The following is an 8,876-nucleotide window of genomic DNA, read 5'->3' as shown; positions in this document are numbered from 1 at the left end:
GCTTATCGGCATCGATACGAAGAGACCGGCCTTCAGATCAGCAAGCTGATCTCCAAGGATTCTGGCCTCCAGCGCGTCTTCTTTCTTCATGTTCGGCCGGTCAGCTTGCATCTCCTGCTTGTACGCAGCACATGTCTATGCAAGCCTACTAAAGGAGGGGTTAACTCTTCAGCGCTACATCAGCCTCTGGGCTGATCAGCCAAATCAAGCGCTGAGATAGTACCTCTCGGGGCGACATTTAGGGCCTGCCGCGGGAAGCTGCCGCCTCTGCGTGCAGGGGCAGCGATTACTCCGGCGAATGAGGCCCTTTTCATCGCGCAAGGTCCAAAGCTGCTGGTACGGTTTCATCGCCTAAGCATGGCCGAAATGCCATGCCGCATAAAGGGGGCATGTTGGGCGAACCGAAGCCCCACATGTCGTGCAAGCCGTGCCGCCGGGTGCTCGCTTGAGTAGAGTGCGACGAGAATGTTCGTGCCGTGGAAGAGCGGCGCCGCTGACAGGCGCAGCCACCTTTCGTATCCGTGCAGCATGTCGGGATCGGCAATCTCGCGACCGTCGCGACATGCTGCTAGGATTCCATAGGCGAGTTGCTTCTGGCCGCTGATACCGATGTTGAAACCATGCGCAGTAACCGGGTGCATGCCGATGGCAGCGTCGCCGATGAGTGCGGTGCTGGGAGCTCGGAATTTGTGCGCCCAAGTCGTGACCAGCGGATAGGTATGGCGCTTGCTTGCCAAGGTCATTTTTCCAAGGCGCCCTCGACACCGGTTCGTCAATTCCCTCAGAAACAAATGGTCGCTGAAGGCAAGCAGTCTATCGGCCTCGTTTGAGCGCAGGGTGAGCAGCAGCGACGACACTCCCTCCGCCAGGGGCAACATCGCTATCGTCTGATGGTGATCGAACCATTCGATTGCCACCTGGTGGTGGGGGCGCTCATGCCGCACCCGGCATATTAGCATCGAGTAGCCAAGCCGATTGATATCGGCGCCTATGCCGAGCAGATCACGAGTGGCCGACAGACGTGAATCGGCGGCAACCACAAGGCTAGCGTTCAACTGCACGCCATTAGACAGCGTTACGAGTGCTCCTGTGTGGCTGGTTGTTGCATCTACGACCGAGTGGCCGCACAGCAGCCGCGCGTGATTCTGCACGTGGATTGTCTTGAACAGCGCGTCGCGGATCCGGCAATTTGGGACCAAAACTCCGAGGGGTTCTCCAGACCCGCTGGGAGGATCGAAACGCAGAGCGAAAGGGCTCGAACCGTTGAGCACGCGCGCGCCGTGAAGCTGTGATTTGTCCGAAGCGGGGATGGCATCCCAGGCGCCGATCTCGCGAAGGATTCTGATCGAGGCGTGGGTCAGCGCGATTTCCCGGCCGTCAAAAGGCGGATTGGCGAGAGTATCAATTGAGTTCTGTTCGACAACTGCGACCTTGAGTTGGCTTTGAGCGAGTGATGCGGCGAAGCAAAGTCCGACCGGCCCCGCTCCAACGACAATGATGTCGAAGCTGTCATCGGAGTCGGCCATCAGCGTGGCGCCATCGCGTAGGCTCTCCAGTGCCCAAGCACGAGCTGCGAAAAAACGCCTCTGATGCTAGTTAAGCACGACGCGCACAAGCTATGGCCGCCTAAATAAGTGGCAAGCCGCCTCATCAGCGGCAGATGCTCACAAAGCCGTTGCTTGACGGCTGTAGCTGGCAAGTAAGCGGTCGATCGGGCCGTTGCTGCGGCGCGATCTCGCGATCCTGGGAACGGAACTGCTGCTGCTGCTGCTGGTATTGCTGCCGCCGCAGCCTGTTCTCCAGCATCAATAATTCGTTCTGCTCGACCAGCCCATTGCGATTGGCGGGGTTGAGGACTGGTGCCGAGGCGACTGGATCCGGCAACGTCGCCGTTCCCAGCATTCCCGACATGAAGATCGTCAATAGGCGAAATCGCGACATCCGTTCACTCCTGCAAACAAAACTTTGGCATACTCCGCTCACCTGGGCAGATAGCCAGCCAACCAACGGGTTTCTCACCTCGGCCATTCAGCTTTCCAGCAGCCACACTTGCATCGAGCCTTTTGCCCGATTGTTCCAGAGATAGTATGGCAGGGCGGTTAGCCGGCAGTCCGAAGCGATGGGGGGCGTATTTCTGTATAGGCTGTCTCCCCAGCCTTGGTCTTCGACGCGCTGCGCGGAGGCAGTCAGCGTGACCACGCCATCGAAAAGATCGCCCCGTTCCATCGTTTCGATCTTGGACTCTCGCGGCAGTGTGAGCTGCTGCACGGGCGCCCCGGGATTGTCGACCTCTTCAACGCAATAAACCAATGGTCCGCGCTTAAGCGCCACCCGGCCGATATCCTGCTTGACCGAGGGATGAGCATAGATGCGCTCGGGAGAAATCGGTAGTTCGAGGGCGATGGTGTCTCCGGCATTCCATAGCCGCGAGATCGCAAGATAGCCATTTCTGGTGCATGCCGTCACGTCGACTGCACATCCCCCGACCGAAGCTTCGGCTTCATGAGCCCAACCGGGAATGCGGAGGTTGATCGTGAACTCGGTCGGCGCGTCAGGGCTGACCTCGATCCTGATCGAGCCGAAAAATGGATAGGCGCTGGTTTCCCGCAGGAACACATTGCCCGTAGCGAGTTGGATGTTCGTCGAAACGCCGCCGTAGAGATGGAAGGCGATTGCGTTTTCACTGGCCGAGACGAAATAGCCTCCGATAGAAGCAATCAGACGAGACGAATTCATCGTGCAGCATGGGCATGAGTGCCAGGCCCATCTGCTGCGTCGCCCATCGCTCTCGAGCGGATTGGAGTAGAAATAGCGCTCGCCATCGCGCGAAAGGCCGGTCAGCGCGCCGTTGAACAACGCCTGTTCCAGAACGTCGGCGTATCGGCCGTCGAGTTCGAGATGCAGCATGCGATGTGCCCAGAAGATCAGGCCTACTGAGGCGCAGGTCTCCGCATACGCCGTATCGTTCGGCAGGTCGTGATCCTCAGTAAAGCCTTCATTCGCGGCAGCCGGACCCAAGCCGGACGTGATGTAGATTTTCGAGGAGATGACGTCGGCCCAGAGCACCTCGCATGCTTTCTTGAGGCTGTCGTCATTCAGTTCCGCCGCGAGGTCGGCCATGGCAGAAAGCATGTACATCGCTCGGACCGCATGTCCGACCACCTTAGTTTGCTCGCGCACCGGCCTGTGCGACTGGTTGTACTCATATCTTTTCGCCCTAAAATCCCTGGGGTTCTCCCCGCGCGCGACCGCTTCCTGATCGAAGTAGTGCGGCTGACGCCCGCGCTCATTCATGAAATAGGCCGCGAGGTCGAGATGCATTCTGTCTCCAGTCAAGCGATAGAGCTTAACGAGGGCCAACTCGATTTCCTGATGGCCGCAATAGCCGCGCTTCTGGCCGGGGTTCGGGCCGAATGTGTTGCGCACATGGTCAACATACCGCTCAAGGATGTCCAGGAGCCGGCGCCGGCCCGTCGCGAGGAAGTAGGCGATACCGCCCTCGAGCAGATGTCCAAGATTGTAGAGTTCGTGATTGTCGCGCAGGTTGGTCCAGCGCTTGTCGGGCTCGCGCTGCAGGTACCAGCAGTTCAGATAACCGTCGGCAGCCTGCGCCTTTTCGAGATCATCGATAATGTTTTCGATCCATGCCTCGATGTCGGGATCACGCCTGTGTGACAGCGCGTAGGATGCTGCTTCTATCCACTTGCCGGCGTCGGAATCCCAGAACACCTGCCCGGAATCGTGCTCGTTGACTGGGACGCTCAGTGGCAGCGACTGGTTCGGCAGTGTGAGGGACAGCAATACACCTTGCTTGCCAAGCTGGACGTGCTGGCTGGGGATGGTCCGTGTCAGCACCGTCTCCAGCCGCTCGCGCCAGAATTGCCCCTCCAGCGCGACATCAACGAACCGAACTGGCTTGAACTCGCTCATTCGAACGCATCGGCTCCTGCAATGACGTGCGCCGGCCTGGTCACGGCTTCGACAATGCCGGCGCCCCCGGCGAACATGGCCAGCACCTGATACCGCTCAGCTTCCGTCCGGCCAGACATGCGTTCTCCCCTTGAAAAGACTCGTCCATTGAAATCAGGGCGATGAGGAGACAGCACTGATCTGGGTCAGCCAGACACGACAAACCCGCGCCGCCAGTCTATCCGCTCCGTTGCACTTGGAACACGTACATCGCCAGCGCTCGTGCGGCCGTGGGAGGTACTTCGTGGCATCAGCCGCTTGCATGGCGGAATGGGCCACGCAGGCCCTCGAGTGACGGAATCAGCGTTCCGGCCTCTCGTCCCGGTCAATGAGGATACGCTCGGCGGCTCCGTCGAGATCCTCGTATTGACCACTCCTCAAGGCCCACAGGAAGCCAGACAGTCCAAGCCCGCCCAACAACAGAGCCACCGGTATGAGATAGACCAGGATTGTCATGAGGGTTGCGTCAATGTGCCGGTGTGGGAGCGGCTATCAGGCGGAGCAGTTCTCCTTGGCACGTCTGGCACAAAACCTTGCAGCCTCGACGCATTGCCAATGACAAGCAGTGATGAGGCCGACATCGCGATTGCCGCAATCAATGGTGTTACCTGCCCCAAAATGGCGATCGGGACGGCAATGGCGTTGTAGACAATCGCGATGGCGATGTTTTGCCGGATCAGTTGTCCGGCCTTTCGCGAAACGTCGAGGGCAAGGGAGACGGCCGAAAGGCTTTCGTGCAGGAAAACGAAATCCGCAGCTTTGCGGCCGACATCGGCCGCCGTGGCTGGAGCGATCGAGACATGTGCCGCGCCCAGCGCAGGGGTGTCGTTGAGGCCGTCGCCAACCATGAGCACCTTGTGGCCGTCCTTCGCCAGGCTTTCAATATATTTGACCTTGCCCGAAGGAAGCAGCGCCGGAACAAAGTGATGTATCCCCAACGTCGTCGCGACCTCGCCGCAGGCAGCCCCGGTATCGCCCGACAGCATTTCCACGGAAACTCGGGCGTTGTTCAATTGCTCGATGGCCGCCCTGGCGTCCGGACGCAGCGCGTCCTTGAAGACAAAGGACGCCACGATGATCCCGTCTTTGGTCAGAACCGTTCCGCCGTATCTGCTTTCGCCACCGGTTCGGGCCTTCCATCCAGCCCAACCGCGCCGCCCCAGTCGCCAGGTGCTTCCCCTCGCGGTGGCTTCGATGCCGAATCCGGGGTGTTCGCTGACAGCTTCGAGCTTTGGCTGACCGGCGAAACCGGCAAAGGTGGCAATGGCGTTTGAATGCGGGTGACGGGAGTGCGCGGCCATCTCGGCAGCGATTGCCAGCATGGCCGGATCGACTGACGACGCATTGACGAGCCGGGGCTGTCCGAGCGTAAGCGTTCCTGTCTTGTCGAACACGGCCGTGTCGATCGCCGCCAGGCGCTCCATGGCCGAACCATCCTTGACCATGACACCGCTTTCGAACAGACGCCGCGCAGCGACCACCTGCACGATCGGCACGGCGAGACCGAGCGCACATGGGCAGGTGATGATGAGAACGGCGATAGCGTTTGTTACTGCCCGGTGCCAATCGCCGGTCGCCGCCATCCAGCCAAGGAACGTCAGGAAGGCGGTCAGATGAACCACTGGAGCATAGAGCGCTGAAACGCGGTCGGCGATCCTGCGATAATGCGCGCGACCGCCCTCGGCGGCTTCCATCAGCCGGACCATTTCGGCCAGGAAGGAGTCTTTTGCGGCGGCTGTCGCCTCGACCGTCAGTGGGCCGGTGAGATTGTGCGTGCCGGCCTGCACGGTTTCCCCTGTCGCCACGGTTCTGGGTGTGCTCTCACCGCAAACCAGTGAACAGTCGAGATCCGAAGAGCCTCGAATGACCTTGCCGTCGACGGGAATCCGATCGCCGGCAGCGATCAGCAACTGCATGCCTGGTTCGATCTCGCCAACCGGCCGGTAGTCGCGCGTGCCATCGTCGCGCAATACTGTGGCGCCGCGCGCCGCCAGCCGTGACAGACCGTTCACCGCGGTCCGGGCACGCTCGCGCATCACGTGATCAAGCGTGCGGCCGATCAGCAGGAAGAACAGCAGCGATACCGATGCATCGAAGTAAGCGTGATCGCCATGGTTGATGGTTTCGTAAAGGCTCATCGCATAGGCGAGCGAGACACCAACCGCAATCGGCACATCCATGTTCATGCGGCCGTGACGCAATGCGTTCCATGCGGAGCGGAAGTAGATGCCACCAGCGAAGGCAAGCGCGGGGATGGCGATCAGTGCCGAGACCCAGTGGAACAGGTCGCGGGTCGCACCTTCAGCGCCGGACCAGACTGACATTGAAAGCAGCATGATGTTGCCCGCTGCAAAGCCGGCAACCCCTACGGCCCGGATCAGCTCCGATAGCGTCTTGTCCTTCTCCCCTGTCTCGGGCGCGAACAAATGCGCTTCGTATCCCAGCCGTCCAAGCGCGGCGACAAACGGTGGAACCTCATTTCCGCGCCACCGGATCGCAACCCGTTTCGTCGACAGGTTGACACGTACACCCTCGACGCGATCGAGTTTTCCAAGCGCCCTCTCGATACTCTGGATGCAGGCTGCGCAATGCACCGTCGGGACCGAGAGATCGGTTTGGTGCAGATCGCCGCCAAGCGAGCGGCTCGCCAGCCTGACCTCCTGGTTTGATGGCAGGACGGATATGCTGCTTTCCAGATCCAGCGCCGTTTCGGCGCCCGGTGCACAACAGCTCATTGTAACGCTCCATGGGAAATTATAATTCGACGGACGTCGCGATAGGGTTCTGCGAGGCCAGCATCGGCGTCGACTTGGACAATCCAGACGCCGTCCCTTGGCGTATGCTGGGCGGCAAATTCCTGGCTCGCGGCGAGCGAAAGCATGACGGCTTTGTCCTCGGCCTCGTAGGCGGGATGACGGAACAGGAGCCTGACGCCGTGCAACTGGACCGCTTTGCCGGCGGCATCGCTGAGGCCGTAGCGGACCTCGCCCCGTGCGATGGTCAGTTTGCCGGTCCAGCCGAGTGCGGCCTGCGCGCGCCCTTGCTCGGCCATCCGGTTGAACTGCTGGCTCGCGACATAAGTATTTTCGACGACAAGGCCGGTCCAGCTCGTGCTGGCGAGTGTTGCCATGGTCAGGTTCACACCAACGATCACGCCGAAAAAGCTAAGGATGATACGCAACATATGCCTGCCGGTGAATTTGCGGGGCCTTCGTGCATTGACGCTCATCTAACGATCTCCGGTGCGTTGAACGTGGCCGTGTATTCGTCCGACTCGAAGCTCGCCTTGTCCTCGACCCGGAACTTGAACGTCTGCCCTTGGGCATTGATCTGTTCCGCCGGCTGGCGGACGAAAACCTTCAACGTCTTCAGCCGGTCCGGTTCGACCGGAACGGAGAGGGAGCGATCCGCAGGCATGTCGATCCCGACGACGCTCATCTCGGCATCCGCCAGGCCCTGCATGGTGACGACGATCGTTCTTGGCTCTGGGATCATATTGAGCAGCTTGACGGTGTAACCATTGCGGATCGAACCATCGGACAGCGTGACGAACTGCGGATTGCGGTCGTGCAGAACGTTGACCTCGAGCCGATCGCGCGTCAGCAGCGAGTAGAGTAAGGCGAGACCGACCGCCGACCACGCACTCATGTAGACGAAGGTGCGCGGTCGAAAGATCTTGCGGACATGGAAATGGGCTAACCTGTCGGAGAAAGCGCTGCCGTCTGTCCGCACCAGCGACGGATTCACCGAGCAAGCGCCGCCTGCGGTCGCCGCCGCCATGTTGGCGTTGTAATCGGACAGCGTCGCATACGAGATTAGCCCGCGGTCCTTGCCGAGTTTGTTCATTACGCCGTCACAGGCGTCGATGCAGAGCGCGCAGGTGATGCATTCGAGCTGCTGGCCGTCGCGGATGTCGATCCCCATCGGACAGACCGCGACACATGCATTGCAATCAACGCAGTCTCCAACCGGCTGCCCTGCGGCAAGAGCCTTCTTGGCATGGCGCGAACGGGGTTCCCCGCGCCAGTCATTGTAGGTCACAGTGAGCGAATTCTCGTCGAGCATGGCCGCCTGGATGCGCGGCCACGGGCACATGTAGGTGCAGACCTGCTCGCGCATCAGTCCACCGAATGTGTAGGTGGTTGCCGTCAGCACGCCGATGGTGATGTAGGCGACCGGCGCAGCGGTGCCAGCGAAGAGCTCGCCAATCAGAGATGGCGCATCGGCGAAATAGAAGATCCAGGCACCGCCGGTCGCTGCCGCTATGGCCAGCCAGATGGCGTGTCTCGATACACGCAGCACAAGCTTGCGCGCAGTCCAGGATCCCGCGTCGAGCTTTATGCGAGCATTGCGATCTCCCTCGATCGCACGCTCTACAGCTAGAAACAGATCGACCCATACCGTCTGCGGGCAGGTATAGCCGCACCAGGCCCTGCCAACGGTGGATGTGACCAGGAAAAGGCCGATGCCGGCCATAACGAGAAGGCCGGCCACATAGTAGAATTCCTGCGGCCAAATCTCGATGAAGAAGAAATAGAAGCGGCGGTTGGTAAGATCGATCAGCACGGCCTGGTCCGGTGCAAACGGACCTCGGTCCCAGCGCAGCCAGGGCGTCAGATAGTAGATCGCCAGCGTGATCGCCATCACCAGCCATTTGAAGCGACGGAAATTACCCGAGATTCGCTTCGGGAAAACCTTCTTGCGCGGGGCATAAAGCGGCTCACGGGTGTTGGGGGAGTCGATCGCTTCTGCTCCGGGCGGTTCTGTCTGCGTTTTATCACGCACGTAGCATCTCCAGTCCCGCTGCCGATGTCAGGGCCGCCCTTCGAACAGCCTCGCCTTAGGCGGTCCGCCCCGTGTTGATGCAGGTCGCAGCCGGAATGGTGTCGAGGCCCGGCTCGCGCCGG

At 60.5% G+C, this 8,876-nt stretch carries 8 protein-coding genes; all 8 read right to left on the bottom strand.

Annotated elements, in window-relative coordinates:
* Positions 1-344: 344 nt before the first annotated feature.
* A complete protein-coding gene (ubiM, locus tag AC0L2A_RS29225) occupies positions 345-1,526 on the bottom strand; it encodes a 5-demethoxyubiquinol-8 5-hydroxylase UbiM (RefSeq protein WP_473611739.1) in 1,182 nt (393 codons plus the stop codon).
* A 124-nt stretch (positions 1,527-1,650) separates the two neighbouring features.
* Positions 1,651-2,028 (bottom strand): hypothetical protein, encoded by a 378-nt coding sequence (locus AC0L2A_RS29220; RefSeq protein WP_473479540.1) that lies wholly within the window; start codon positions 2,026-2,028, stop codon positions 1,651-1,653.
* A complete protein-coding gene (locus tag AC0L2A_RS29215) occupies positions 2,029-3,930 on the bottom strand; it encodes a glycoside hydrolase family 127 protein (RefSeq protein ID WP_473611737.1) in 1,902 nt (633 codons plus the stop codon).
* Entirely contained in the window at positions 3,927-4,049 is a 123-nt protein-coding gene (locus AC0L2A_RS29210) for a hypothetical protein (protein WP_473611736.1), read from the bottom strand. Before AC0L2A_RS29210 ends, AC0L2A_RS29215 begins: the two co-directional genes overlap by 4 nt.
* A 220-nt stretch (positions 4,050-4,269) precedes the next feature.
* A complete protein-coding gene (gene ccoS, locus AC0L2A_RS29205; RefSeq protein ID WP_008871940.1) occupies positions 4,270-4,425 on the bottom strand; it encodes a cbb3-type cytochrome oxidase assembly protein CcoS in 156 nt (51 codons plus the stop codon).
* The gene (locus AC0L2A_RS29200) at positions 4,422-6,704 is read right to left on the bottom strand and encodes a cation-translocating P-type ATPase (protein ID WP_473611735.1); all 2,283 of its coding nucleotides are present in this window, start codon (positions 6,702-6,704) and stop codon (positions 4,422-4,424) included. The genes ccoS and AC0L2A_RS29200 overlap by 4 nt, the downstream gene beginning before the upstream one ends.
* On the bottom strand, positions 6,701-7,198 hold the full coding sequence (locus AC0L2A_RS29195) for a FixH family protein (RefSeq protein ID WP_473611733.1): 498 nt from the start codon (positions 7,196-7,198) through the stop codon (positions 6,701-6,703). The genes AC0L2A_RS29200 and AC0L2A_RS29195 overlap by 4 nt, the downstream gene beginning before the upstream one ends.
* A complete protein-coding gene (gene ccoG / locus AC0L2A_RS29190; RefSeq protein WP_473611732.1) occupies positions 7,195-8,754 on the bottom strand; it encodes a cytochrome c oxidase accessory protein CcoG in 1,560 nt (519 codons plus the stop codon). Before ccoG ends, AC0L2A_RS29195 begins: the two co-directional genes overlap by 4 nt.
* Positions 8,755-8,876 lie beyond the last annotated feature (122 nt).

The organism is Mesorhizobium sp. WSM4844 (genome assembly GCF_055811775.1).
The sequence above is the reverse complement of the archived record's forward strand: the minus strand, read 5'-3'. Positions and strand labels throughout refer to the sequence as shown.